At 66.1% G+C, this 23,023-nt stretch carries 19 protein-coding genes; 11 read left to right on the forward strand and 8 right to left on the reverse strand.

Annotated elements, in window-relative coordinates; all coding sequences use genetic code 11:
• The first annotated feature begins 180 nt into the window (after positions 1-180).
• Complete coding sequence (locus tag A9179_RS07800; protein WP_187805255.1) at positions 181-930, forward strand: electron transfer flavoprotein subunit beta/FixA family protein; 750 nt, start codon at positions 181-183, stop codon at positions 928-930.
• The gene (locus tag A9179_RS07805) at positions 931-1,860 is read left to right on the forward strand and encodes an electron transfer flavoprotein subunit alpha/FixB family protein (protein ID WP_187805256.1); all 930 of its coding nucleotides are present in this window, start codon (positions 931-933) and stop codon (positions 1,858-1,860) included.
• Positions 1,861-1,928: 68 nt separating this feature from the next.
• On the opposite strand, the gene A9179_RS07810 is transcribed toward A9179_RS07805, so the two are convergent.
• Complete coding sequence (locus tag A9179_RS07810) at positions 1,929-2,858, reverse strand: alpha/beta fold hydrolase (RefSeq protein WP_187805257.1); 930 nt, start codon at positions 2,856-2,858, stop codon at positions 1,929-1,931.
• 111 nt (positions 2,859-2,969) lie between these two features.
• On the opposite strand from A9179_RS07810, the gene A9179_RS07815 reads away from it, so the two are divergent.
• The 9 genes from A9179_RS07815 to A9179_RS07855 all read left to right on the forward strand — a co-directional run bounded on the left by A9179_RS07815 (position 2,970) and on the right by A9179_RS07855 (position 13,247).
• Complete coding sequence (locus A9179_RS07815) at positions 2,970-3,809, forward strand: substrate-binding periplasmic protein (protein ID WP_187805258.1); 840 nt, start codon at positions 2,970-2,972, stop codon at positions 3,807-3,809.
• A 23-nt stretch (positions 3,810-3,832) separates the two neighbouring features.
• Positions 3,833-4,159, forward strand: coding sequence for a DUF4398 domain-containing protein (locus A9179_RS07820; protein ID WP_262410685.1), 327 nt, complete (start codon positions 3,833-3,835; stop codon positions 4,157-4,159).
• On the forward strand, positions 4,159-4,965 hold the full coding sequence (locus A9179_RS07825; protein WP_187805260.1) for an OmpA family protein: 807 nt from the start codon (positions 4,159-4,161) through the stop codon (positions 4,963-4,965). Before A9179_RS07820 ends, A9179_RS07825 begins: the two co-directional genes overlap by 1 nt.
• Before the next feature lie 201 nt (positions 4,966-5,166).
• Positions 5,167-6,600 carry an aminotransferase-like domain-containing protein gene (locus A9179_RS07830; RefSeq protein WP_187805261.1) on the forward strand — a complete coding sequence of 478 codons (1,434 nt, stop codon included), beginning with the start codon at positions 5,167-5,169 and terminating at the stop codon, positions 6,598-6,600.
• 227 nt (positions 6,601-6,827) lie between these two features.
• The gene (locus tag A9179_RS07835) at positions 6,828-8,588 is read left to right on the forward strand and encodes a vWA domain-containing protein (protein ID WP_187805262.1); all 1,761 of its coding nucleotides are present in this window, start codon (positions 6,828-6,830) and stop codon (positions 8,586-8,588) included.
• Complete coding sequence (locus tag A9179_RS07840) at positions 8,589-9,173, forward strand: RNA polymerase sigma factor (RefSeq protein ID WP_316851819.1); 585 nt, start codon at positions 8,589-8,591, stop codon at positions 9,171-9,173.
• Entirely contained in the window at positions 9,170-10,036 is an 867-nt protein-coding gene (locus A9179_RS07845) for a hypothetical protein (RefSeq protein ID WP_187805264.1), read from the forward strand. The genes A9179_RS07840 and A9179_RS07845 overlap by 4 nt, the downstream gene beginning before the upstream one ends.
• Positions 10,037-10,089: 53 nt before the next feature.
• Positions 10,090-12,573, forward strand: coding sequence for a hypothetical protein (locus A9179_RS07850; RefSeq protein ID WP_187805265.1), 2,484 nt, complete (start codon positions 10,090-10,092; stop codon positions 12,571-12,573).
• Positions 12,574-12,641: 68 nt separating this feature from the next.
• Positions 12,642-13,247 (forward strand): translation initiation factor 2, encoded by a 606-nt coding sequence (locus A9179_RS07855; protein WP_187805266.1) that lies wholly within the window; start codon positions 12,642-12,644, stop codon positions 13,245-13,247.
• A gap of 76 nt (positions 13,248-13,323) precedes the next feature.
• On the opposite strand, the gene A9179_RS07860 is transcribed toward A9179_RS07855, so the two are convergent.
• The 7 genes from A9179_RS07860 to A9179_RS07890 form a co-directional block, all read right to left on the reverse strand.
• On the reverse strand, positions 13,324-14,142 hold the full coding sequence (locus A9179_RS07860; protein ID WP_187805267.1) for an SDR family oxidoreductase: 819 nt from the start codon (positions 14,140-14,142) through the stop codon (positions 13,324-13,326).
• A 157-nt stretch (positions 14,143-14,299) separates the two neighbouring features.
• Positions 14,300-16,288, reverse strand: a complete 1,989-nt coding sequence (gene atuF / locus A9179_RS07865) for a geranyl-CoA carboxylase subunit apha (RefSeq protein ID WP_187805268.1) — start codon at positions 16,286-16,288, stop codon at positions 14,300-14,302.
• Between the two features lie 155 nt (positions 16,289-16,443).
• A complete protein-coding gene (locus A9179_RS07870) occupies positions 16,444-17,238 on the reverse strand; it encodes an enoyl-CoA hydratase/isomerase family protein (RefSeq protein ID WP_187805269.1) in 795 nt (264 codons plus the stop codon).
• A 72-nt stretch (positions 17,239-17,310) separates the two neighbouring features.
• Entirely contained in the window at positions 17,311-18,471 is a 1,161-nt protein-coding gene (gene atuD / locus A9179_RS07875; protein ID WP_187805270.1) for a citronellyl-CoA dehydrogenase, read from the reverse strand.
• Between the two features lie 106 nt (positions 18,472-18,577).
• On the reverse strand, positions 18,578-20,194 hold the full coding sequence (atuC, locus tag A9179_RS07880) for a geranyl-CoA carboxylase subunit beta (RefSeq protein WP_187805271.1): 1,617 nt from the start codon (positions 20,192-20,194) through the stop codon (positions 18,578-18,580).
• 4 nt (positions 20,195-20,198) lie between these two features.
• On the reverse strand, positions 20,199-21,071 hold the full coding sequence (locus A9179_RS07885) for an SDR family oxidoreductase (RefSeq protein WP_187805272.1): 873 nt from the start codon (positions 21,069-21,071) through the stop codon (positions 20,199-20,201).
• Positions 21,072-21,195: 124 nt separating this feature from the next.
• Entirely contained in the window at positions 21,196-22,989 is a 1,794-nt protein-coding gene (locus A9179_RS07890) for an acyclic terpene utilization AtuA family protein (RefSeq protein WP_187805273.1), read from the reverse strand.
• Positions 22,990-23,023 lie beyond the last annotated feature (34 nt).

A 23,023-nucleotide genomic window follows, 5' to 3' on the forward strand; every position in this document is an offset into this window, starting at 1 on the left:
GCAAGGCTTGGCGCCGGATGGATGGGTGGTTTTTCGTGTTGACCGAAAAGGGCGTTCCGGTCAAGATACGGGCGGTTTTGCGTTCGCCGTATGGGCTGACCGTCGGTTCCGGCCGACTTGCATCACCGGCCAGGCTTGCCTTGGCGACATTCTTATTCACCGGAGAGTAACGAGGAATCCATGAAGGTTCTTGTAGCTGTCAAACGAGTGGTCGACTACAACGTCAAAGTTCGCGTCAAAGCGGACAACTCCGGCGTCGACCTCGCCAACGTCAAGATGTCGATGAACCCCTTCTGCGAAATCGCCGTGGAAGAAGCCGTACGCCTGAAGGAAAAAGGCGTGGCGAGCGAAATCGTCGTCGTCACCATCGGCCCGAACACCGCTCAGGAGCAACTGCGTACCGCACTGGCTCTGGGTGCTGACCGCGCCATCCTGGTCGAGTCCAATGACGAGCTGAACTCCCTGGCCGTGGCCAAGCTGCTGAAAGCCGTGGTCGACAAGGAGCAGCCGCAACTGGTCATCCTGGGCAAGCAAGCCATCGACAGCGACAACAACCAGACCGGCCAGATGCTGGGCGCCCTGACCGGTTTCGGCCAAGGCACCTTCGCTTCGAAAGTCGAAGTTGCTGGTGACAAGGTCAACGTGACCCGCGAAATCGACGGCGGTCTGCAGACCGTTGCGCTGAACCTGCCGGCTATCGTGACCACCGACCTGCGCCTCAACGAGCCGCGCTATGCGTCGCTGCCGAACATCATGAAGGCCAAGAAGAAGCCGCTGGACGTGGTAACTCCGGACGCCCTGGGCGTTTCCACCGCTTCCACCGTCAAGACCCTGAAAGTCGAAGCGCCGGCTGCTCGCAGCGCTGGTATCAAGGTCAAGTCCGTGGCTGAACTGGTTGAGAAACTGAAGAACGAGGCGAAGGTAATCTAAATGACTATCCTGGTTATCGCTGAACACACCAACGCCGCCCTGGCTGCTGCCACCCTGAACACCGTGGCTGCTGCCGCCAAGATCGGTGGTGACATCCACGTGCTGGTTGCCGGCGCCAACGCCGGTGCCGCTGCCGAAGCCGCTGCCAAGATCGCTGGCGTAGCCAAGGTTCTGGTTGCCGACAATGCCGCCTACGCCAACCAGCTGCCGGAAAACGTCGCGCCGCTGATCGCTGAACTGGGCAAGGGCTATAGCCACATCCTGGCTGCCGCCACCAGCAACGGCAAAAACATCCTACCGCGCGTTGCCGCTCAACTGGACGTCGACCAGATCTCCGAGATCATCGCCGTCGAGAGCGCCGACACCTTCAAGCGCCCGATCTATGCCGGTAACGCCATCGCTACCGTGCAGTCCAGCGCTGCCGTCAAAGTCATCACCGTACGCTCCACCGGTTTCGACCCGGTTGCTGCCGAAGGCGGCTCCGCTGCCGTCGAAGCTGTGAGCGGCTCGGCTGACGCTGGCAAATCCGCCTTCGTTGGCGAAGAGCTGGCCAAGTCCGATCGTCCGGAACTGACCGCTGCCAAGATCGTCGTTTCCGGCGGCCGCGGCATGGGCAACGGCGACAACTTCAAGCACCTGTATGCCCTGGCCGACAAGCTGGGCGCTGCCGTTGGCGCTTCCCGCGCTGCGGTCGACGCCGGCTTCGTGCCGAACGACATGCAGGTTGGCCAGACCGGCAAGATCGTCGCTCCGCAGCTGTACATCGCGGTCGGCATCTCCGGTGCCATTCAGCACCTGGCGGGCATGAAAGACTCCAAAGTGATCGTCGCGATCAACAAGGACGAAGAAGCCCCGATCTTCCAGGTGGCTGACTACGGCCTGGTTGCTGACCTGTTCGAAGCCGTACCGGAACTGGAAAAACTGGTGTAAGCCAGCTTTCCCGCTCCAACAAAAAACCCGCCATCGAGCGGGTTTTTTGTTGCCTGCGATTATTCGGCTCAGCCTTGGCGGGCGCCGAGAAAGTTCAGGTAGTGCTGCGCGGTTTCTTCCGGGCGCTCGATCATCGGGGCGTGGCCGCACTGTTTCATGATTACCACGCTGGGGTTTTTCAACAGCGGTTTCATCACCTCGATGCTGGAAACATCCAGCACGCGATCCTGATCGCCCCACAGCAACAGGGTCGGGGCCTGGATCTTCGGCAGCTCCGGCTCCAGCGCTACGTAGTGCTCGCGCAGCTGGGCAAAGATCTGGTCGTAGTGGTCGCGGTTGGCCAGCGACTGTTCGGCGAAGTGCTGCTTGAGCGCGGCCGGCAACGGCGGCGGGCTGACGAAGACGAACTGCAGCAGCGCGTCGAAATCCTCGGGTTTGCGCACCACCAGCGGGTTGGCTTCGCCGTTCTCGATGCGGGTGAACATCTCGCTCTTGTGCGGCGAGGTCACGCCGGCATTGTCGAGCAGGGCCAGGCTGGCCACTTCATCCGGGTAGCGGGCGGCGTAGAGGGCGGCGATATGGCCACCCATGGAGTTGCCGATCAGGTGCACCTTGTCCAGCCCCAGGGCCTTGGTGAAAGCATGCACGCGCTCGGCCTGGCTGGCGACGTCGTAGCTGATGGCGGGCTTGCTGCTTTCGCCGAAGCCGGGCAGATCCAGGGCGATGATGTGATAGTCGCCGCTGAGGAAGCGCGAGAAACGCAACCAGTTGTCGCGGTTGGCACCGAAGCCGTGGAGCATCAGGATGGTCGGAGCGTCGCTCGGGCCGCCCTCGTAATAGACGATATCCAGACCGTCGACCTGGATCTGCCGGGTCGACACGCCGGCCAGTTGGCGCTCGATGAATTGGACGCTGGCGAGTAAGGTGGCAGGGGAGAAGTAGAGCACCCCGGCGGCACCTGCCAGTAAGAGAACCAGTGCTAGAAGCAGCTTTTTCATGGCGAATCCTTATCGCTAATTATTATTTCGATGGCTTATTACGCTAGCATGAACGCTGTCGAGCGCTGGCGGTCATGCCTGTCTCCCCACTCTACACGCCGGTGTCTGCCTATGCGCAATCAGCCCTTGTTCCTGGCCCTGTTGCTTCTGTCGTCCCTGTTACCCGGGATGGCGCAGGCGGTGGGCAAGTGTGAGCGCCTGGTGGCCACGGGTAACCCGGAGTATCCGCCGTACCTGTGGCGCGATCCGCAGAGCCCGGATCACCTGATCGGTGCCAACGCCGACCTGCTGCTGCAGATCGGCGAGCAGCTCGGGGTGAAGATCGAGGTTCTCTATACCGGCCCCTGGTCGCGGGCCCAGGACGAAGTACGTACCGGCCGGGTCGACCTGCTGGCCGGCGCCTTCCTCACCCTGCCGCGCCTGGAGAGCATGGATTACGTGCATCCGGCCTTCTTCCAGACGCCCAGCGTGGTCTGGGTGCGCAAGGGCATGGCCTTCCCCTACAGCGGCTGGGACGACCTGCGCGAGCGCACCGGCGGCACCCTGGTCAACAACAGTTTCGGTCAGCAGTTCGACAGCTTCGCCAAGGCAAACCTGCACCTGGAAGAGGTGCCCGGCCTGACCCAGGCCTTCCAGAAACTGCTGCTGGGACGTACCGACTATGTGCTGTACGAGCGTTATCCCGGCGTGGCCCTGGCCGATACCCTGGGCATGCAGGACGACCTGGAAACCCTCGAACCGCCGATTTCCAGCGAGGGCCTGTACCTGACCCTGTCCCATGACTCGGCCTGCAACGAGCCCTGGCTGCGCGGACAGCTGGCGAAAAAGATGACAGAATTGACCGCCGCTGGCCTGCCGGAGACTCTCCTGCAGCGCAACCTGGAGCGCTGGAAAGCGCAGCAGCTGCAGCCGGCGAGTGTCCCTCCGAAAGAGCAGGAAGATTCTCTGTGAACAAGCAACGTCTTGGCGCCGTACTGGCGCTGCTGGCTCTGGGCGGCTGCGCCAATGACCCGGCACCGAGCGAACAGATGCGTCTGACCACCCAGGCGGTGGAGCAGGCCCGCGCCGTCGGCGCCGACTCGCAGATTGAGGAAATGCAGCTGGCCGAGAAGAAGCTGGCCCGCGCGGAGAAGAACATGGGCGAGGAAGACTACAAGCGTGCCCGGGTCTTCGCCGAACAGGCCGAGCTGGATGCGCGCCTGGCCGAGGCCAAGGTACTCAACCAGAAGAGCCAGAAGCAGCTGGATGATCTGAACGCGCGCATCACGCGTCTGCGCAAGCAGCTGGGGGATGTGCAGTGATGGGCAGAATCTTCTTCGGCGGCAGCCTGCTGCTATCCCTGAGCCTGCTCGGCGGCTGTGCCAGCCAGGAGAGCGAACAGGCTCTGGCCCAGGCCGAGGCCAGCTTCCAGCGGGTCAAGGAAAACCCGGACGTGCTGCGCAGCGCACCCAAGGACGTGATCCGTGCCGGCGAGTCGCTGGCGCGTGCCGATCGCCTGTCCAGCTACTGGGGCAGCAGCGACGACGTGCTGCACTACGCCTACCTGAGCCAGCGCTACAGCGAGATTGCCAGCCAGCACAGCGAGCTCAACCTCAATCACGAGCGCGCGGCCAAGCTGGAGCTGGAGCGCGAGCGCCTGCAGCTGGCGCTGCGCGAGGCCAAGCTGCTCAGCCTGCAGCAGCAGGGGCCGGGCCTGGAGGAGCAGATGCTCAGCCTGGCCGCCAGCGAGACCGACCGCGGCCTGGTGATGACCCTGGGCGACGTGCTGTTCGAGGCCGGGCGCTCCGAACTGAATGCCTCGGCCAACCGCACCCTGCTCAAGCTGGTGCAGTTCCTGCAGATCAACCCGCGGCGCATGGTGCGTATCGAGGGTTACAGCGACAGCCGTGGCGATCGCACCGAGAACCTCGAACTGTCCCGTGCCCGTGCCCAGGCAGTGGCCGACGTGCTGGTCGACCTTGGTGTCGATGCCAAGCGCATGCTGGTGCAGGGCTATGGTGAGGCTTACCCGCTGGCCGAGAATGCCTCCAGCAGTGGGCGGGCGCAGAACCGCCGGGTGGAGATCGTGTTTTCCGACGATCAGGGGCATCTGGCTCCCAGCCGCTGAGCCAAGCCCTGCGCACCGACAACCCCGGGCCCGTTGCCCGGGGTTTTTCGTTGTGCCGGCGAATGTGCGGCCAACAAGCGGTGATCGTGAGTAATTTCAGTTACAGATTGAACTGTATTGCTTCTAAACTCTCTGACTGTATCGTCAAGTTAATCAATTGCTCCGCTACTGTTACGGTTCAGTGGTGAAAGGATCCGTATCATGACCAGTTTGTTGCTCTATCAGCGCATTGCCCAGCAGCTGGCCGACGACATACGCCGCGGCGTGTACCAGCCCGGCGAGCGTGTGCCCTCGGTGCGCAAGATGAGCTCGCAGCTCAGCGTCAGCCACGCCACTGTGCTGCAGGCCTACGCCAATCTGGAAGATCAGGGCCTGATCCGCGCCCGTCCGCAGTCCGGTTTCTATGTGCACCAGACGGCGGCCCTGACCGCTGCGACCCCCGATATCGCCCGGGTCGAGCGGCCGGCCATGGTCACCCGCAGCAGCATCATCAGCCAGGTGCTCACCGACTCGCGCCAGGAAGGGGTGTTCCCCCTTGGCGCCGCCGTACCCCATGTCGACTACCTGCCGGTGCGTGCCCTGCACCAGCAGTTGGCCAAGGTCACCCGTTTCCACAGCCCGCGGGCCTTCAGCTACATGTTCAGCCCCGGCTTCGAGCCGCTGCGCCGCCAGGTGGCGATCCGCATGCGCGATGCCGGTGTGGCGGTCGACCCGTCCGAGGTGGTGATCACCCACGGCTGCGTGGATGCCATCCACATGGCCCTGCGTGTGCTGACCAAGCCCGGCGACCTGATCGCCGCCGAGTCGCCGACCTATTACGGCCTGCTGCAGCTGGCCGAAGTGCTTGGTCTCAAGGTCATCGAGATTCCCAGCGACCCGACCACCGGCATGAGCCTGGAGGCCCTGCAGCTGGCCGCCAACCAGTGGCCGATCAAGGCCCTGGTGCTGACCGCGCGGCTGAGCAACCCGCTGGGCGGCAGCATGCCCGAGGAGCGCCAGAAGCAGTTGCTCAGGCTCACCGCCGACTACGGCATCCAGGTGATCGAGGACGACATCTACGGCGAGCTGCTGTTCGAGCCGGGGCGCAGCAAGGCGCTCAAGGCCCATGACCGTGACGACCAGGTGGTGTACTGCTCGAGCTTCTCCAAGACTCTCTCGCCCGGCGTGCGCATCGGCTGGATCATCGCCGGCCGGCACCAGGACGAGGTGGTGCGCCTGCAGACCTTCAGCACTCACTCGGCCTGCAGCGTGACCCAGATGGGCGTGGCCGCCTACCTGGAGAACGGCGGTTACGACCGCCACCTGCGGCATATCCGTCAGGAGTACCGCAAGAACATGACCGCCTACCAGCTGGCGGTGCAGCAGTACTTCCCGGAAGGCACGCAGATGACCAGGCCCAACGGCGGCTTCATCCTCTGGGTCAGCCTGCCGGGCAAGGTCAGCGCCAAGGATCTGCACGTGCGCGCCCTGCAGCAGGGCATCAGCATTGCGCCGGGGCTGATCTTCAGCAACACCGAGCAGTTCAATCACTGCCTGCGCCTGACCTGCGGCATCCCCTGGGGCCGCGAGGCCGAGCGGGCGATGATGACCCTCGGCATGCTCGCCAGCCAGTTGAGCCAGGAAGCGGCCGGCTGATCTTTTTCACTCCGGCTGAACAGGTTGTTGAAAGCGTTGGCGAGGCCGTCTGGCCTAGGCAAGAACAGCTGGGAAAGCGCAGTTTACGAGTGGTAAATGAGCATTTCGAGGCTGTTTTTAACAACGGCCAGACAGCGTAGGTAGTTTTTCAACAGCCGGTTAACCCGCCGTGCACGGCGGCGCCGTCTACCTCAGCGAATGGACTTTCGCCCCAGGAGACCGCCGCCATGTCCGACCTCACCACCCTGATCCGCCAACCCCTGCTCGCCGGCTTCACCGCCGGTCTGGCCTTTGCCCTGGCCGCCTGCAACGTGGCCAATACCGACGCCGAGAAAAAGGTAAAAAGCGCTACGGCTGAGCCGCAGGCCCGTCAGGAACTGCTGTACGAGCAGGTGGATGCCAATGCTGCCTACCGTGCACCGGCCAAGGCCGAGAGCGAGGCGGCCAGCGTCGCCGGCGCCGTCGAGGCGCGCAAGGCGATGCCGCAGAGCATGCCGATGATTGCCCCGGCGGCGCCCTTTGCCGATGCCTTGCAGCCCGGCTATCAGGACGTCTACCGCGAGCAGTACCAGAAGATCGAGAGCAGCCCGGTGCAGGCCGTGGCTCAGCAGCCGGTGTCGACCTTCAGCATCGATGTCGATACCGGCAGCTACGCCAATGTGCGGCGCTTCCTCAACAGCGGCAGCCTGCCGCCCAAGGACGCGGTGCGTCTGGAGGAGCTGGTCAACTACTTCCCCTACGCCTATCCCAAGCCCGAGGGCGATGTACCGTTCAGCGTCGCCACCGAGCTGGCGAGCACGCCGTGGAACCCCGAGACCCGCCTGCTGCGGGTGGCGATCAAGGCTGCCGACCTGAGCGCCGCCGAACTGCCGCCGGCCAACCTGGTGTTCCTGGTCGACGTGTCCGGCTCGATGGATCGCCGCGAAGGCCTGCCGATGGTGCAGAGCACCCTCAAGCTGCTGGTCGAGCAGTTGCGCCCGCAGGATCGTGTGGCCCTGGTCACCTATGCCGGCACCGCCAGCGTGGTGCTGGAATCCACTGCCGGCAGCGACAAGGCGAAGATCCGCGCGGCCATCGACCAGCTCAGCGCTGGTGGCTCCACCGCCGGCGAGTCGGGCATCCAGCTGGCTTATCAAGAGGCGCAGAAGGGCCTGCTCAAGGACGGTATCAACCGCATCCTGCTGGCCACCGACGGTGACTTCAACGTCGGCATCAGCGACTTCGACACCCTCAAGCAACTGGCCGCCGACAAGCGCAAGAGCGGGGTGTCGCTGACCACCCTGGGCTTCGGCGTGGACAACTACAACGAGCAGCTGATGGAGCAGTTGGCCGATGCCGGCGACGGCAACTACGCCTACATCGACAACCTGCGCGAGGCGCGCAAGGTGCTGGTGGAACAGATGAGCTCGACCCTGGCCACCGTGGCCAAGGACGTGAAGATCCAGGTCGAGTTCAACCCGGCCGAAGTCAGCGAGTACCGCCTGCTGGGCTACGAGAACCGCGCGCTGAAGCGCGAGGACTTCAGCAACGACAAGGTCGATGCCGGCGAGATCGGTGCCGGGCACACGGTCACCGCGCTGTACGAGGTCGTCCCGGTCGGCGCCAAGGGCTGGCTGGAGCCGCTGCGCTACGCCCAGGCCGGCAAGGGCGAGGGCAAGCCCGGCGAGATCGCCTGGCTGCGCCTGCGCTACAAGGCGCCGCAGGGAGGGGCCAGCAAGCTGCTGGAAGTGCCGATCAGCAAGGGCGAAGCGGTCACGCCGATTGCCCGGGCCAGCGAGGATCTGCGTTTCGCCGCCGCCGTGGCCGCCTTCGCCCAGCAGCTCAAGGACGACAAGTACACCGGCGACTTCGGCCTGGCCGACAGCGCGCGCCTGGCCCGCAGCGCCAAGGGTGAGGATCGCTACGGCCTGCGCGCCGAGTTCGTGCAACTGGTGGAGCTCGCGCAAAGCCTGCAAACTCCGCAAAACGTTCAAGTCAGGGCCGACTAATTGAACCAACCGATGAAGGATGATGACGCCGCCTTGTTGCGGCGTTATCGCAACGGCGAGGCGGCGGCGTTCGCCCAGCTCTACGAGCGCCACCGCCTCGGCCTGTTTCGTTTCCTGCTGGGCCTGTGCGGCGATCACGCCCTGGCCGAGGAGGTGTTCCAGGACACCTGGATGAGCCTGATCCGCAGTGCCAGCGAGCAACGCGAGGCGGTGCTGTTCAAGACCTGGCTGTACCAGATCGCACGCAACCGCCTGATCGACCACTGGCGCAAGTCCGGTCGCCACCAGGGAAAGCTCGATGAGTACGACGAGCAGCAGCATGCCAGTGCCGACCCGGGCCCCGGGCCGGAGCAGCAGCTGCTGCTCAGCCGCGACCAGGAGCGCCTGCAGGCGGCCCTGGCCGACCTGCCCGAAGAACAGCGCGAAGTGTTCCTGTTGCGCGCCCATGGCGATCTGGAGCTGCAGGAGATCGCCGAACTCACCCGTACTCCGGCGGAAACGGTGAAAAGCCGCCTGCGTTACGCGCTGAGCAAGTTACGTCGGCTGTTGGCCGATCCGGCCGCGGCCGAGGAGGTATCCGCATGACCCGACCCGATCACGAACTGCAGCAGGAGCAGGAATTGCTGCAGCACTTTCGTCAGCACAGCCAGGGCGAGCCGTCTGCCGCACTGGATGCGCTGATTCTCGACGCCGCCCGCCGGGCTGTAGCCGAGCCGGCGCCGCGCCCGAGTCGCGCCCAGCGCCTGCATGCCTGGCTGTTCGGTGCCGGCAGCCGCACGCGCTGGTCGGTGGCCTTTGCCAGCCTGGCCACCCTGGGCATCGGTCTGAGCCTGACCTGGCGTACCCAGGAGCAGTTGCCGGCGACCTATGACATGCCTGCTCCGGCAGCCGCCGAAGCCCCGGCAGCCCCAGTGTTGCGCGAGATGGCGCCACAGCTGGCCGGCGAGGCGCGCAAGCAGTCCGCCGAGGTCGAGCAAGGCAAAGCCGAGGTGATGGAGAAGAAGGTCAGCGCGTACCGCTCCAGCGCCGGGGCCTTGCAGCCGAATGCCTCCTTTGCGGTATCGCCAGCGGCTGCCGCCGCACCGCGAGCGCCAGCCCCGGCCAAGCCGCAGGCGGCGCCGGTAGAGGCGTTGAGCGACATGGCCGTCGATGCCAACTCGGCTCCTGTGGAGGCGCAGGCCCGGGCTCAAGAGCCCGCCAAGGCCAAGGAGGAGCGCCAGGTGCTGAACGAGGATCAGTTGGCGGAGACGCTCGGGCACTCGGAGGTTGACGAGGCGCCACCGCTGGAGCTGCAACTGCACAATATCCTGCGCATGCGTGCGCTGGGGCTGCAGGCGGATGCCGATCGGCTGTTGCGGGCCCTGCGTGCGGAGCATCCACAGCTGGATCTGGATGCCGAGCTCAAGCGCCTGCAGGCGGAGATGGAAAAGCCAGCCAGTTCGCCGTAGCGGCGAGCCCGTCCGGCTAAACTGCGGCTCTTTGTTGCGCAAGGAGCCGCGCCATGCCTGCCGAACCCCTCAATCCCACCGCGAAGGATGACGAGTCGCTCACGCGGCTGATGCTCAACCTGCTGCTAGAACTGGCCAAGCTGATCCTGCCGATTGCCGCGGTGGCCTGGCTGCCGCCGTTGGCGGGGCTGGTCGTGGCGCTGTGCTGCACTTTGTTGACCGGTCTGTTTGCTCGGCTCGGCTGGCGCAAGAGCGCCGAGACGCTGAGCTGGCTGCTGAGCGCCTCGGTCATGGGCTTCGCCTTTGCCGTGTTTGGCTGGATGGCCAGCGGCTGGGGCGTACCGGTCTGCGCCGTGCTGTTCTTCGGCGGCCTGGCTGCGGTGAGCCGCTACGAACAGTACCTGGGGTTGGCCAAGGCCAAGCCGCAAGCGGTCGAGCTGGGCGAGCCGCGCGGTGACAGCGCATGGGGCGGCGCCGACCTGCTGACGCCCGAGGGCGAGCGGGTGCGCACCCTGAACTGGGGCGAGATCGCCATGGGCGGCCCCACCTACGCCACCTACCTGTTTCCCGATGGTGTGCTGCTCGAGGGGTTGGGCGCCTCGGTGCGCTTCTCCAGCAGCGGCCGCTATTTTGCCGCGCCGTTGCCGAGCCGCGAGCGCTGGGGCCTGCTGATCCTCGATCGACAGGAAAAACGCGTGTACCGCAATGCGGACATCGGCGAGTTCTGGGAGCTCGACGAATTCACCGACGAGGCCCTGACCGGTCGCCATAGCCCGCTGGTGGGCAACCAGGGCTACCGCATGGCCCTGGCCGATCTGCTCAGGCAAAGCGAGGCGGTCGAACTGGTCGCGGTCGGCGATCTGTGGCTGGAGCCGGGCTGGCAGCAGGTCGAGCTGGACAAGGCGTTCCCGCCTCCGGCTGGCGCCCATCGCCTGCGTGGCATCAGCCACCTGCCGGCCAGCCTGCGCGAGCAGGATGACCCCACCGAGCCGCTGCGCTACCCGGCCCTGCGCCTGGAACTCGACGGTGAACTCAGCGAGCTACTGATTCATGCCGACGAGCAGCCGGTCTGGCGTGCCGATGGCCAGGCTCTGGTCTGCCGCGCCGTGCGCCTGCCGGCGAGCCAGCGCTGGCCGCGGCCGCTGTGGTTGTGGCAGGCCGGTGCGGGCTGGCGGCAGCTGTCCGACTCCTGGGTCGCTGCCGAGGGCGAGCCGGCGCTGTCCTGGGCTGCGGTGAGCGAACTGGGCGAACAGACGCTGCGCCTCACCGGCGCGCTGGATGCCCCACAGCTCGATCAACTGGGCTTCGGTTACGCGCTGCACAGCTGCTTCAGCAGCATCGAAAGAGTGGCCGGCCACGATGCCGAGGGACGCATTGTGCCCGGCGAGTCGGCCCGCACGGCACTGAGCCTGCTGCAGCCGCTGGTGGGCGATGGCCGGCGTGGCGAGGGCGTGCTGCTCAGCCAGCCGCTGCAGGGCGAGCAGGCGGCACGCTTCGACTGGCTGCGCGACAGCCGCGACGGGCGCCTCGGTGCCTACCGCTGCCAGATCGGCGACTGGCAGCTGGACGGCGAATGGCTGCTCGATCACCGGGTTTCCGACTGCGGCCGCTACCTGGCGCTGGTGGTCTTTGCCGAGGCGCCGGCAGCGCCCAGCCAGGTTTGCGTGGCGGATGTGCAGACGCGGCGCTTGCTGCGCTCGGCCGGCCAGCCACTGGTGGCGCGTCTGCTGGACTTTACGGGGGGCGTGCTCAGCCTGGCCCAGGTGCTCGGGCGTCTGGGGCGGGACGAGCGCGACACGCCGCTGCGCCGCTGCGAGCAGGCGGCGCCGGCAGCGGCGAGTGCCGCCCGTTTTCTGCAGCACGCCGACGATTCGCGGCTCTACTATCGCCAGCTCGACCTGCACGTGAGCGAGCAGGGCCTGCAGGAGCTGCCGAACTGGCGCCTGGTGACGCAGCCGCAGGTGGCCAATGCCGATGGCGACTTCGTCCTGCCGGCGCCGGGAGGGCAAGACGCGGCCTGGTTCTTCGGCGCGCAGAGCGAGTACCGCGACCATTACCTGCGCGAGCGCCACCCGCGTGGCGACGGCTGCCTGCTTACCGCTTCCGGCCTGGCCGTGGCCAACCTGGCGCCATCGCTGATCTGGTCGGAGGATGGCCGCTACCTGGCGCTGACCCGCTATATCCCACGCATGAGCCTGCATGAGCGGGTCGAGACCGATCAGTGGCACCTGTTGCTGCTCGACCTGCACGACAAGACTCTGCGCGACAGCGCCAGCCATATGGGCTGCATGCCGCAGTTCCTGCGCTTCGATGCCAGCGGCATCGAGTGGCGGGTACTGCCGAACGACTGGGAACATGAGGGCTCGGCCGGCGAATGGCAGGTGCGCCGCATCGCCCTGAGCGAGCTGCTGCCGCGCTGCGGTAGCACGCTGAGCGCCCGCGGCAGTCTCTGGCTGAGCGAGGCCGAGCTGGCCCGTGCCGGCCAGTGGCAGCGCCTGCCCAGCAGCCACCTGCAGCCCTGGCGCAACATGGGGTAAAGCCTCTGGCTTGCCAGATGGCGGGGCAGGGGCGAGCATTAGGGAGTTCCTTGTCACGCCAGCCTGCCATGTCCCGTTACCGTTTACCGATCCTGTTGCTGGTGCTGGGCCTGCTCGTCGCCTGTGACGACCAGTCCGCACCGCCAAAGGATCCCGTACCGCTCCTGCCCAGTGCGCCCAAGGTGCAGGCGGAGCAGTCCGCGAGCCCGCCCGCAGTGGCGGCACCGAAGCCGGTCGCCCCCTCGGCAGCGCCCGCCAGCGCAGACGCCAAGCCAGACACAGTGGTCGCTCCCGTGGACGTGGCCGAGGCGTCAGCCAAGCAGACCCCGACAGTCCTGCCGGCGCTGGGCAGCAAGGCGGTCAAGGACACCAGCCTGCCCAAGCCGGAGGAGCGCGCGCCCAAACCGGCGGCCAAGGTCTCGGCCAGCAAGCCGCTGCCTGCCGCCAAGCTGGATCTGCGCCTGCCGCCGGGCATGGTCGAACAGCTGCAGCCCGAAGAGCCCGTGGACATCGACTTCTCCAAGCCGGCGCTGCTGCCCGAAATGTTCGTGGAAAAGCCCACGCAGCCGGGGCCGTTCGAGCTCAATGGCCGGCTGATCACCAACGATCACAGCAAAGAGGACTACTGGGATTCGGTCGAAGGGGCCGAATTGCAGTTCAAGTTCCGCAACTGATTGCGGGCACACGGAGAACAAGAAAAAACGCGCCAGCCCAAGGGGATGGATGACTGGCGCGGGGTAACGCTGTGGCTCAGTCGACGAACAGGTCGGTCATAAGCTTGCCATTCGGGTCGTAGCGGTACTGCTCGAAGTCTTCCTGGCCCTGTTCGCGGAGGATTTCCTCGTCGATCAGCAGGCGGCCGCTGATCGTGCGCTCGCTGCTGGCGAGGATGGCGCAGGCGGCGTCGGCCATGATTGCTGGCAGGCGCGCGGCCTTCATCACCGCCGGGCCGCCGGCCTCGAACTCGATGGCGGCGGTGGCGATCACCGTCTTCGGCCACAGCGAGTTGACGCTGATGCCGTACTTCCTGAATTCCTCGTGCATGCCCAGGGTGAGCATGCTCATGCCGTACTTGGTGGTGGTGTAGGGGCCGTAGCTGGCGAACCACTTGGGGTCGAGGTTGATCGGCGGCGACAGGCTGAGGATGTGGCCTTTGCTCTGCTTCAGATAAGGCAGCACAGCCTGGCTGCAGACCATCACCGCGCGGCTGTTGATCTGGTACATCAGGTCGAAGCGCTTGGGCTCCAGGTGCTCGACACCCTTGAGGCGGATGGCGCCGGCGTTGTTGATCAGCGCGTCGATGCTGCCGAAGTGGGTGGCGGCCTGGGCCATGGCGGCCTTCACCGCTTCCTCGTCACGCACGTCCAGTTGCAGAGCCAGGGCCTTGCCGCCGGCCGCTTCGACCTCGGCGGCCACCGAGTGGATGGTGCCTGGCAGCTTGGCGTGGGCTTCGGCGCTCTTGGCGGCGATGACGATATTGGCGCCCTGGGCGGCGGCCTTGAGGGCGATCTCGCGGCCGATGCCACGGCTGGCGCCGGTGATAAATAGGGTTTTGCCTTGCAGGGACATGCTCGTGCTCCGTGGCTCGTTGTTCTTGCTGATATGGCGATGGTTCTCACGCTCCTGCGTGGTAATCCCTTGGGACGCAGAGCGCGGGAACGATCAGAGCGCGTAGAGCGGGTGAAACCCGCGAGTGGTGTACGCGGGTTCCACCCGCCCTACGTCATTAGGCTTCTGCGGCTTCGACTTCCACCAGCAGCTGGCGATTCTTCACCTGGTCGCCCTGGCTGACCTGCACGCGGCGGATCACGCCGTCGATGCCGGCCTTGAGCGGGTGCTCCATCTTCATCGCCTCCAGCACCACCAGCAGTTGGCCCTTGCTGACCTGCTCGCCCTCGGCCACCAGCACCTCGACGATGGCGCCATCCATCGGCGCCTTGACCGTGCCGGAGCTGGCGGCGTTCTGCCCGCCGGCCGGCTCGTGGGTGACGTCGCTGAGCTCCAGGTTGCCGTTGTGGCCGTACAGCCAGACGCGCTCGCCGGCGAGGTGATAGGCGCGGCGCTGGCGGATGCCGTCCAGCTCCAGGCTGGCCCAGCGGCCGTCGCTGGCCAGCAGGCGCAGTTCGACTGCTTGCTCGCCGATTTGCGCGCGCAGCAGCGGCTGTGTACCGGATTCCAGCACCTGCAGCTCGACCGCGTGCTTCTGCTCGCCCTGCTTGAGCACGAAGCTCCACGGCGCGCCGCTGCTGTTACGCCAGCCGGCCAGGCCGCCCTGGTGCGCGCGGGCATTGGCCGAGGCCTGGTAGAGCAGGGCGGCGGCAGTGGCCAGTTCGGCGGCCGCCGGGGCTTGCGGGGTCAGGCTCGGGTCATCAGCGAAGTGTTCGCCGATAAAGGCGGTGGTGGCGTGGCCGGCGGCGAACTCCGGGTGCTTGAGCAGGTTGGCGAGGAAGCGCTGGTTGCCGTTGACGCCAAGCAGCACGCAGTCCTCGACCGCGCGCGCCAGCTTGCGCCGGGCCTCGTCGCGGGTGGCGCCGTAGGCGATCACCTTGGCCAGCATCGGGTCGTAGAACGGGGTGACGGCCTGGCCTTCGACCAGGCCGTGGTCGATGCGGATGCCGTCGAGCAGTGCCGGTTCCCAGCGCAGCACTGCGCCGGTCTGCGGCAGGAAGTTGTGCGCCGAATCCTCGGCGTACAGGCGCACTTCCATGGCGTGGCCGGTGAGGCGGATTTCCTCCTGCTTGAGTGGCAGCGGCTGGCCTTCGGCGGCGCGGATCTGCCAGGCGACCAGGTCTTGCCCGGTGATCAACTCGGTGACCGGGTGCTCGACCTGCAGGCGGGTGTTCATTTCCAGGAAAAAGAATTCGCCGCTCTGGTCGAGGAGGAATTCCACGGTACCGGCGCCAACATAGTTCACCGAGGCCGCCGCCTTCACCGCCGCTTCGCCCATGGCCTGGCGCAGCTCGGGCGTCATCACCGGGCAGGGCGCTTCCTCGACCACTTTCTGGTGGCGGCGCTGCACCGAGCAGTCGCGCTCACCGAGGTAGACGATGTTGCCGTGCTGGTCGCCGAACACCTGAATTTCCACATGGCGGGGGCGGATCACCGCGCGTTCGAGAATCAGCTCGCCGGAGCCGAAGGCGTTTTGCGCCTCCGAGCGGGCGGTGCGGATCTGTGCCAGCAGTTCGCTCGATTCGTGCACCAGGCGCATGCCGCGGCCGCCGCCGCCGGCGCTGGCCTTGATCATCAGCGGGTAGCCGATGCGCTGGGCTTCGCGGGCCAGGGTTTCGTCGTCCTGGGCGGCGCCTTCATAGCCGGGGATGCAGGGCACGCCGGCTTCGAGCATGGCGATCTTCGACAGACGCTTGCTGCCCATCAGGTGGATAGCTTCTATGGTCGGGCCGATAAAGACGATGCCGGCGGCCTCACAGGCGCGGGCGAAGTCGGCGTTCTCGGAGAGGAAGCCGTAGCCGGGGTGGATGGCATCGGCGCCGGTCTTCTGCGCGGCGGCGATGATGTTGTCGATTACCAGGTACGACTGGTTGACCTGGGCCGGGCCGATGCACACGGCTTCGTCGGCCAGCTGCACATGGCGCGCGCCGGCATCGGCGGCGGAGTACACCGCCACGGTGCGGTAGCCCAGGGCCTGCGCGGTGCGCATCACCCGGCAGGCGATCTCGCCGCGGTTGGCGATCAGAATCTTGTTGAATGCAGCCATGTTGTTGTTCTACTCCTGCCGTTCAAACCGCTCGATTTGTTCCCCTCTACCTTTGGGAGAGGGGCTAGGGGTGAGGGATGCTTGAGCCAGCAGAGGCCAGCCCCTCACCCCAGCCCTCTCCCGGCGGGAGAGGGAGTTGTTCGTGTGGGCCTGAATCACTCCGCCCACTTCGGCTTGCGCTTCTGCACGAAGGCCAGGGTGCCTTCCGCGCCTTCGCTGCCCAGCACCGCTTCGGCGAACTGGCCGGCGGCGTGGTCGAGCAGGCTGCCGAGGTTTTCCGTTTCGGTGGCCAGCAGCAGCGCCTTGGTTGCCGTATTGGCGCCCGGTGCGCACTGGCGTACCTGCTGCAGGCATTCGGCGAGGCGGTCGACCACGGCCTGGTCGTCGGCTTCGCTGAAGTGCACCAGGCCCAGGCGCAGTGCTTCGGTACCGTCGAAGCGGGCGGCGGTGAGGGCCAGGCGGCGTGCCTGGGTCAGGCCGATGCGCTTGACCACGAAGGGCGCGATTTGCGCCGGCAAAATACCCAGGCTGGTTTCCGGCAGGCCGAACTTGGCGCCCTGGTGGGTGATGGCGATGTCGGAGACGCAGGCCAGGCCGAAACCGCCGCCGAGCACCGCGCCTTCCAGCACGGCGATCAGCACCTGCGGGGCGTACTGGGCTTCTTCCAGCAGGCTGCCGAAGGCGCGGTTCAGCTCGCGGTAGGCGTCACCGCCGCGGGCTCTGGCGCCGGCCATGTCCTTGATATCGCCGCCGGCGCAGAAGTGGCCTTCGGCGCCGCGTAGCACCAGGGCGCGCACGGCCTGGTCGCCACGCACTGCGCGCAGCACGGTGCGCAGTTCCTCGACCATCGCCAGGCTCATGGCGTTGCGGCTTTCCGGGCGGTTGAGGGTCACGTAGAGCACGCCATCAGCCAGTTCCAGCAGCAGGGTTTCGGTATTCGGTAGAGACATCGTCAGCGCTCCGTTGCAGTAGGGCGGGTGAAACCCGCGTTGTTATCAGCGCGGGTTTCACCCGCCCTACGATCAGCCTTTCTTTTTGCCGGGCAGAATGCCCATCAGCTTGCAGATGATGCCCAGCATGATTTCGTCGGCGCCGCCGCCAATGGAGACCAGGCGCACGTCGCGGTAGGCGCGCGACACCGGGTTGTCCCACATGAAGCCCATGCCGCCCCAGTACTGCAGGCAGCTGTCGGTGACTTCGCGGCCCAGGCGGCCGGCCTTGAGCTTGGCCATGGAGGCCAGCTTGGTCACGTCGCGGCCTTTCACGTACAGCTCGGTGGCGTGGTAGACGAGGGCGCGCAGGGCTTCGATCTCGCTTTGCAGCTCGGCCATGCGGAAGTGGATGACCTGGTTGTCGATCAGCGGGGTGCCGAAGGTGTGGCGCTGCTTGCAGTACTCGATGGTGCTGTCCACGCAGTACTCCAGGCCCTTGATCATGTTGGCCGCGCCGAACATGCGCTCTTCCTGGAACTGCAGCATCTGCATCATGAAGCCGGCGCCTTCGTGGCCGATGCGGTTGCGCTGCGGTACGCGCACGTTGTCGAAGAACACCTGGGCGGTCTCCGAGCTACGCATGCCGAGCTTGTCCAGGTGTGGGCTCAAGGTGATGCCCGGGGTGTTCATCGGCACCACGATCAGCGACTTGTTGACGTGAGGCTTGTCGTCGCTGGTGTTGGCCAGCAGGCAGATGAAGTCGGCCGATGGCGAGTTGGTGATCCACATCTTGCTGCCGTTGATCACATAGTCGTCGCCGTCCTTGCGCGCGGTGGTCTTCAGCCCGGCCACGTCGGAGCCGGCGCCGACTTCGGAGACGCCGATGCAGCCGACCATGTCGCCGGCGATGGCGGGACGCAGGAACTCTTCGCGCAGCTCATCGGAGCCGAAGCGCGCCAGGGCTGGGGTGCACATGTCGGTCTGCACGCCGATGGCCATGGGGATGCCGCCGCAGTGGATGGTGCCGAACTCTTCGGCGGCAACCACCGAGTAGCTGTAGTCCAGGCCCATGCCGCCGAACTTCTCCGGTTTGGAGATGCCCAGCAGGCCGAGGTCGCCGGCCTTCTTGAAGATCTCGTGCATGGGGAATTTGCCGGCCTTTTCCCACTCGTCGACGTACGGGTTGATTTCCTTGTCGACGAAGTTGCGGACGGTGCGGCGAAGCTCTTCGTGTTCCTGGGTAAAGATCATTTTTATTGTTCTCCTCGTTCTGACTCCCTCTCCCCTTGGGAGAGGGCTGGGGTGAGGGTGTTGGGGGCTGCCCCTCACCCTAACCCTCTCCCGGAGGGAGAGGGGACTAAAGGCGGGCCACGCCGAAACTGTTGGACTTGAGCGGGCGCACATTGGCTTCTGCGCAGATGTCCAGCAGGAAGCCAAGCAGCTTGCGCGTATCACGTGGGTCGATCAGGCCGTCGTCCCACAGGCTGGCGGTGCCGTACAGCGCGGTGGACTGGCTGTCGAGCTTCTGCGCGGTGGCCATTTCCAGCATGTCGAGCATCTTCGGGTCGGCCTCCTTGCCTTCCTTGCGGTGCTTGTCCTCGGTGACGATGCGCAGCACCTTGCCGGCCTGGGCGCCGCCCATCACGGCGGTCTTGCTATTGGGCCAGGCGAAGATAAAGCGCGGATCAAGACCTCTACCGCACATGGCGTAGTTGCCGGCGCCGTAGGAGCCGCCGACCACTATGGTCAGCTTCGGCACCGTGGCGTTGGCCACTGCCTGGATCAGCTTGGAGCCGTGCTTGATCACGCCGTTTTGTTCCGATTCCGTCCCGACCATAAAGCCGGTGGTGTTGTGGAAGAACAGGATCGGCGTGTTGCTCTGCTCGCACAGCTGGATGAACTGGGCGGCCTTGGCCGCGCCGCGCGGAGTGATCGGCCCGTTGTTGCCGATAAAGCCGCAGGGCTGGCCTTCGATGGCCAGGTGACCGCAGACGGTCTGGCTGTCGAACTCGTTCTTGAAGTCGAGGAAGGCAGAGCCGTCGGCGATGCGCGCGATGATCTCGCGCACGTCATAGGGTTTCTTGGCGTCGGCCGGGACGATGCCGAGCAGCTCTTCGGCCGGGTACAGCGGCTCGCTGTAAACCTTGGCCGGGCGTGCCGGCAGCTGTGCATTCCACGGCAGCAGGCTGGTGATTTCTCGGGCCAGGCGCACGCCATCGGCGTCGTTCTCGGCCAGGTACTCGGCGGTGCCAGCGACCTGGGCGTGCATCTCGGCGCCGCCCAGTTCTTCGTCGGTAGCCACTTCACCGGTGGCGGCCTTGAGCAGGGGCGGGCCGGCGAGGAACATCTTGGCCTTGCCGCGCACCACCACCACGTAGTCCGACAGCCCCGGCTGATAGGCCCCGCCGGCGGTGCTGGAACCGTGCACCACGGTGATCTGCGGCAGGCCCATGGCCGACATGCGCGCCTGGTTGGCGAAGCCGCGGGCGCCTTCGACGAAGATGTCGGCGGCGTAGTTGAGGTTGGCGCCGCCGCTCTCGGCCAGGGTGATCACCGGCAGTTTGTTCTCCACGGCGATCTGCTGCAGGCGCAGGGATTTCTTCAGCCCGGTGGGCGAGATGGTGCCGCCCTTGATCGCGCTGTTGTTGGCGATCACCAGGCAGCGCACACCGGCCACGTAGCCGATGCCAGCGATAAGGCCGCCCCCCGCTTGAGTCCCATCCTTGTCGTCGTGCAGCTTGTAGCCGGCCAGCGAAGACAGTTCGAGGAACGGCGCGCCGGAGTCGAGCAGCAGGTTGATGCGCTCGCGCGGCAGCAACTGGCCGCGTTTGATGAACTTGGGCTTGGCCTCGAAGGCCTTGTCCAGCACCTTCTGCTCCACATCGCGGAAGCTGGCGATGGCGGCCAGCATGGCTTCGCGGTTCTGCGCGAAGCTGTCGCCGTGGGCGTCGATTTCAGATTGGATCACCGGCATCGCATCACTCTCCCTGGTCTTTCAGTACATCGGGCACGTAGGCGCGATGGAAGCCGTTGTAGGACTCGCTGTTTTTCGCCTTGCCCAGCGTCCAGGCGCGGGTGCCCTGGCTCGCGGCGCCGTCGATGCGGATGGTGTTGCCGCTGATGAAGTTGGCGCCCGGGGAGAGCAGGAAGACGATGGCCGCGGCCACCTCCGACTCGGTGCCGATGCGCTGCAGCGGCACGTGATCCTTGAGGTTGCGGATCATGTTCTTCATCGACTCGGGGTAGGTATCCATGCCGCTGGAGGCGATCCAGCCCGGCGCCACGGCGTTGACCCGTACCCCGGCGTGGCCCCACTCGTAGGCGGCGGTCTTGGTGAAGTTCTCCATGCCGGCGCGGGCGGCGCCGGAGTGGCCCATGCCGGGCATGCCGCCCCACATGTCGGCGAGCATGTTGACGATGCTGCCGCCGGTTTTGCTCATGCTCTGGGTGAAGACTTCGCGGGCGATCAGGAAACCGCCGACCAGGTTGGTGCGCACCACCGTCTCGAAGCCTTTCTGGTTGATCGACACCAGCGGCGCGGGGAACTGGCCGCCGGCGTTGTTGACCAGGTGGTGGATCGGCCCGCGCTCGGCGATCACCGCCTTGACCATGGCCTTGACCGCTTCTTCCTCGCGGATGTCGCACACGGCAAAGCTGGCGCTGCCACCGTCTTCGGCGATCTCGCCGGCGGTCTTTTCCAGTTTCTCCAGCTTGCGTCCGACCAGCACCACATGGGCGCCCAGGTGCGCCAGTTCATGGGCCACGCAGCGGCCGATGCCACTGCCGCCGCCGGTGACCAGGATGGTCTGGCCGCTGAACAGACCGGGTTTGAAGACTGAGTCGTATGCCATTGTTAGTGTCCTTTTTCTCGATGGTTCCCATGTTCTGCGTGGGAACCGCTCCGGGGACGCTCTGCGTCCCATGCGACGCGGAGCGTCGCTGCCTGCATTCCCACGCGGAGCGTGGGAACGATCATTAGCCATTCAGTTGGTCTGCCAGGGCTTTGGGTACCGGCACCGGGAACTCCAGCAGCTGCTGGGCGAAGGCCTTGCCCTGTGGGTCGATGCGCAGGCTGGCCACGCCGCCGCCGCCCAGGGCGTTCTCCAGCAGGAAGTTGAGGCTGTGGCTGCCCGGCAGGTGCCAGCGGCTGACCTTGCCGGTCTGGCCGTCGATCACGTGCTGCATCCATTCGGCCACGGCACCCTCGCTGAGCGCAGCGGCGATCCAGGCCAGATACTCGGGCTTTCTCGCCATCACGCCGATATTGCTGTGGTTGCCCTTGTCGCCGGAGCGGGCCACGGCCAGTTTGATCAGCGGCACCGTGGCATCGGCCTGGCCGTTGGCGGAAGGCACGGCGACCTCGGCGGCGATCTGCGCCGGGTCGAAGGCATCGACGCGGGGCAGGGCGACTGCGCTGCGCTCACCATTGATCTCGACGGCCAGCTCGCAGGCGTTCTTGTCGACCAGGAAGCTGAACAGGCGGATCACCGGGTACACGGTGGGGCGGCCACCGACTATGCCGGTCAGGCCCGGCGCCATGCCGGTCGCGGCCTGGGCGATCTCGCGGGAGAACAGCACCAGGGCTTCCTTCTTCGCATGGCGTACGCCGATTTTCACCACCACTTCGCGGGTATCGCGGCGCTGGCCGTGCGGGCCATAGGTGGCTTCGGAGCCGAGCAGCTCGATGCAGACCTCCTTGTACGGGCCCCAGCCGCGCGCGGCGAACATCTCTTCGGTCTTCTTGATGATCGCCTGGCTGACCCGCTCGGCCTTGGCCACCGCGTCGATGCCGGCCAGCAGGCAGCTGGCGGTGCAGCGGAAGCCGTCCGGGTGGGTGGCGCTGACCTTGTATTGCGCGGTGGGCGCCAGGCCGCGGGCGCCTTTCAGTTCGACGCGGTTGGCGCCGACCTGGCTGAGTTCGACGCCGGTAAAGTCGCAGACCACATCGGGCAGGTAGTAGGCGCGCGGGTCGCCGATCTCGTAGAGCATCTGCTCGCCCACCGACAGGGTGGAGATCAGGCCGCCAGTGCCTTCGGGCTTGGTCACCACGAAGCTGGCGTCGGCGGTGACTTCCACCACTGGGAAGCCGATATGTTCGTAGTCCGGTACGTCGCGCCAGTCGGTGAAGTTGCCGCCGGTGCACTGCGCGCCGCATTCGATGATGTGGCCAGCCAAGGCCGCTTGGGCCAGCTTGTCGTAGTCGTTCCAGGCCCAGCCGAACTCATGCACCAGGGCGGCGCTGACCACGGCGCTGTCGACCACGCGGCCGGTGATGACGATATCGGCGCCGGCTTGCAGGGCGGCGACTATGCCCGGTGCGCCGAGGTAGGCGTTGACCGATACGCACATCGGCGGGAGTGCGGCGCCCGTGAACATTTCCACGGTGCCGGCCTTGGCCAGTTCACCCAGCTTGGGTTGCAGGCTGTCGCCATGTAGCACGGCGATCTTCAGCTCGACCCCGGCCTTGGCGCAGGCGGCACTGAGGGCAGCGGCACAGGCGCTGGGGTTGACCCCGCCGGCGTTGCTGATGACGCGGATGTTCTTCTGCGCGATCTCGCCGAGCAGTGGTGCCATGACCTCGACGAAGTCGGTGGCGTAGCCTTCGTCCGGCTTCTTCATGCGCGCCCCGGCCATGATCGACATGGTCACTTCGGCCAGGTAGTCGAACACCAGGTAGTCCAGCTCGCTGCCACGTACCAGCTGGGCGGCGGCAGTGGAGGTGTCGCCCCAGAAGGCGGAGGCGCAGCCAATGCGGATGGTTTTGCTCATTTATAGGTATTTCCATCGACGCCAGAAGATGGAG

The organism is Pseudomonas alcaligenes (assembly GCF_014490745.1).
Classification (GTDB): Bacteria; Pseudomonadota; Gammaproteobacteria; order Pseudomonadales; family Pseudomonadaceae; genus Aquipseudomonas; species Aquipseudomonas alcaligenes_C.

What these genes read in the sequence shown, in the direction of transcription:
- A9179_RS07885 (WP_187805272.1), bottom strand. Translation starts at nt 21,071, where the DNA reads ATGGCATACGACTCAGTCTTCAAACCCGGTCTGTTCAGCGGCCAGACC.
- A9179_RS07850 (WP_187805265.1), top strand. Translation starts at nt 10,090, where the DNA reads ATGCCTGCCGAACCCCTCAATCCCACCGCGAAGGATGACGAGTCGCTC.
- A9179_RS07830 (WP_187805261.1), top strand. Translation starts at nt 5,167, where the DNA reads ATGACCAGTTTGTTGCTCTATCAGCGCATTGCCCAGCAGCTGGCCGAC.
- A9179_RS07800 (WP_187805255.1), top strand. Translation starts at nt 181, where the DNA reads ATGAAGGTTCTTGTAGCTGTCAAACGAGTGGTCGACTACAACGTCAAA.
- atuF (WP_187805268.1), bottom strand. Translation starts at nt 16,288, where the DNA reads ATGGCTGCATTCAACAAGATTCTGATCGCCAACCGCGGCGAGATCGCC.
- A9179_RS07870 (WP_187805269.1), bottom strand. Translation starts at nt 17,238, where the DNA reads ATGTCTCTACCGAATACCGAAACCCTGCTGCTGGAACTGGCTGATGGC.
- A9179_RS07810 (WP_187805257.1), bottom strand. Translation starts at nt 2,858, where the DNA reads ATGAAAAAGCTGCTTCTAGCACTGGTTCTCTTACTGGCAGGTGCCGCC.
- A9179_RS07815 (WP_187805258.1), top strand. Translation starts at nt 2,970, where the DNA reads ATGCGCAATCAGCCCTTGTTCCTGGCCCTGTTGCTTCTGTCGTCCCTG.
- atuD (WP_187805270.1), bottom strand. Translation starts at nt 18,471, where the DNA reads ATGATCTTTACCCAGGAACACGAAGAGCTTCGCCGCACCGTCCGCAAC.
- A9179_RS07890 (WP_187805273.1), bottom strand. Translation starts at nt 22,989, where the DNA reads ATGAGCAAAACCATCCGCATTGGCTGCGCCTCCGCCTTCTGGGGCGAC.
- A9179_RS07805 (WP_187805256.1), top strand. Translation starts at nt 931, where the DNA reads ATGACTATCCTGGTTATCGCTGAACACACCAACGCCGCCCTGGCTGCT.
- A9179_RS07835 (WP_187805262.1), top strand. Translation starts at nt 6,828, where the DNA reads ATGTCCGACCTCACCACCCTGATCCGCCAACCCCTGCTCGCCGGCTTC.
- A9179_RS07825 (WP_187805260.1), top strand. Translation starts at nt 4,159, where the DNA reads ATGGGCAGAATCTTCTTCGGCGGCAGCCTGCTGCTATCCCTGAGCCTG.
- A9179_RS07855 (WP_187805266.1), top strand. Translation starts at nt 12,642, where the DNA reads ATGTCCCGTTACCGTTTACCGATCCTGTTGCTGGTGCTGGGCCTGCTC.
- atuC (WP_187805271.1), bottom strand. Translation starts at nt 20,194, where the DNA reads ATGCCGGTGATCCAATCTGAAATCGACGCCCACGGCGACAGCTTCGCG.
- A9179_RS07845 (WP_187805264.1), top strand. Translation starts at nt 9,170, where the DNA reads ATGACCCGACCCGATCACGAACTGCAGCAGGAGCAGGAATTGCTGCAG.
- A9179_RS07860 (WP_187805267.1), bottom strand. Translation starts at nt 14,142, where the DNA reads ATGTCCCTGCAAGGCAAAACCCTATTTATCACCGGCGCCAGCCGTGGC.